Raw genomic sequence first — 930 nt, 5'->3', positions numbered from 1 at the left:
GCCATTGGCGTTGGCCGGGGTAAGCCCGGCCGCTTCGATCGCGGCGAGCACGTCGTCCGGGTCCCCGCCGAGCACGGCGCTCATCCCGGTCGGGGTCTGCGCGGCGGCCCGCGCCATGGCGTTCGCCCGCTCGCGCACGAAGTTCATGGCATCGTTCTCGGTCAGCGCGCCGGCTATGGCGGACGCCGTAATTTCACCCACGGAGTGGCCGGCCACGACGGTGGACAGGTCGAGCGGCTCATCGGCGGTCAGGGCGCGGGCGGCCAGCAGGCCGGCGGCCACGATCAGGGGCTGGGCGACGGCGGTGTCCTTGATGGTCTCCTCATCGGACACGGTGCCGTGCGTGAGAAGGTCCAACTGGGCGATGTCGCTGAGCAGTCCGAGGTGTTCGGGCACACCGGGGACCTCGAGCCAGGGATTGAGGAATCCGGGCGTCTGGGAACCCTGGCCCGGGCAGACTATTGCAAGCACGTATTCAAGCTTTCCAAAGAGGAGGCGGTTTCCACGGTGTTTCGGCACACGAAGCTCGCCGAACCGCTTTGTAGGAAGTCTACAAGGTGCCGCGGACTACTGCCGAGCCGGCGCGCGGTCCTTCGGGTTCCGCGCGGGAGCCACCAGGCGGCCCACGCCGAGGGCGGTCTGGAGCACGAAGGCCTCCCGCGGCAGCAGCGGATCCCAGCCGGTCACGTCGCATACCCGGCGCAGCCGGTAGCGCACCGTGTTGGCGTGGACGAACAGTTCCCGCGCCGTGGCTTCCAGCGAATGCCCCAGCGACAGGTAGCTGGAGAGCGTTTCGACCAGCCCGTTGCCGGCGTTGAGCAGCGGCACGTAGATGTACTTGTAGAGGTCGCGGCGCGCGGCGTCGTCGCCGGACATCACCCGTTCGGGCCACAGGTCGTTGGCGGCCACGGGACGCGGCGCGGCCGGCCA

2 protein-coding genes are annotated in these 930 nt (G+C 69.6%); both read right to left on the bottom strand.

Annotation, left to right across the window (positions count from 1 at the left end):
* On the bottom strand, positions 1 to 471 hold a 471-nt coding region (locus AC5RV2_RS18515; RefSeq protein ID WP_494093543.1), incomplete at its 3' end, for an ACP S-malonyltransferase.
* A 96-nt stretch (positions 472 to 567) separates the two neighbouring features.
* Positions 568 to 930, bottom strand: a 363-nt coding sequence (locus AC5RV2_RS18510) for a PucR family transcriptional regulator (RefSeq protein WP_494093542.1), incomplete at its 5' end; no start/stop codon positions are given.

The sequence above is a fragment of the Arthrobacter sp. Y3225116 genome, assembly GCF_059091245.1.
Note: the sequence above shows the minus strand (reverse complement) of the source record. Positions and strands in the feature narration are given on the sequence as shown.